Annotated in this window: 1 protein-coding gene; it reads left to right on the top strand. The window is 63.6% G+C overall.

Features of this window, described 5'->3' with window-relative positions; all coding sequences use genetic code 11:
• The first annotated feature begins 60 nt into the window (after nt 1-60).
• Nucleotides 61-1,131 carry an IS630 family transposase gene (locus ACT53T_RS10695; protein WP_476161171.1) on the top strand — a complete coding sequence of 357 codons (1,071 nt, stop codon included), beginning with the start codon at nt 61-63 and terminating at the stop codon, nt 1,129-1,131.
• Nucleotides 1,132-1,144: the final 13 nt, after the last annotated feature.

The following is a 1,144-nucleotide window of genomic DNA, read 5'->3' as shown; positions in this document are numbered from 1 at the left end:
CTAGTGCGCTGACACCGACATAGGATTCACAATTGCGGCTCGGCGTGCGAGTCTGGGCTCATGGCCCAGACTGTCAGCATCATCCTTCCGGACGAAGACCACGAGCAACTGGACGCGATCGCCTCTGATCGCTCTCGGGCGCTCAAACATATCCAGCGCGCAAAGATCGTGCTCTTTTCCGCGGAACGGCTCCCGGTTCTGGAGATCGCCCGGCGCGCAGGCGTCAGCCGTCCGGCGGTCTGGCGCTGGCAGCAGCGTTATGGAGAGGAAGGCGTCGACGGCCTGTTGCGCGACAAGACCCGCAAGCCGGGCCGCGCGCCGCTCGACGCGAAGCTCGTCGCCAGAGTTCTCGAATTGACCTGCTCGGAGCCGCCCGGCGCCGCCACTCATTGGACGGGCCGCGCCATGGCGAAGATCATGGGGATTTCGCTGCGGGCGGTGCAACGCCTCTGGGAAAAGCATCGCCTCCAGCCGCATCGCATCCGAACCTTCAAGCGCTCGAGCGATCCGCAATTCGCAGAGAAGGTCGAGGATGTCGTCGGCCTCTACATGGACCCGCCGGCTCACGCCGTCGTGGTCTCCATCGACGAGAAGAGCCAGATCCAGGCGCTCGACCGCACGCAGCCCGGCCTGCCGCTCAAGCCCGGAAAATGCGGGACCATGACCCACGACTACAAGAGAAACGGCACGACCACCCTGTTCGCCGCGCTCGATATCCTGCACGGAACCGTCATCGGCCGCTGCATGAAGCAGCATCGGCATCAGGAGTTCATCCGCTTTCTTTCCGCCGTCGAGCGCGCGGTGCCGGCGGGCAAGGTCATCCACGCCATCCTCGACAATTACGCGACCCACAAGCATCCCGCGGTCATGAAGTGGCTCGCCGATCATCCACGCTGGACCTTCCACTTCACGCCGACCTCCGCTTCGTGGCTGAACGCCGTCGAGGGGTTTTTCTCTACCATCACCCGCCGAAAAATCCGTCGCGGCGTCTTCAAATCCGTGCCCGAGCTCGAAGCCGAGATCGCCCGCTATATCCGGCAGCACAACAAATCCGCCGGGCCTTTCGTCTGGACAAAGCCGGCTAAGGCGATTTTCGCCAAGCTGGCCCGCGTTCCTGCACCTTCCGTCTGAGTCAGTGCACTAG

It is taken from the genome of Methylosinus sp. DMC45, assembly GCF_056313885.1.
The sequence above is the reverse complement of the archived record's forward strand: the minus strand, read 5'-3'. Positions and strand labels throughout refer to the sequence as shown.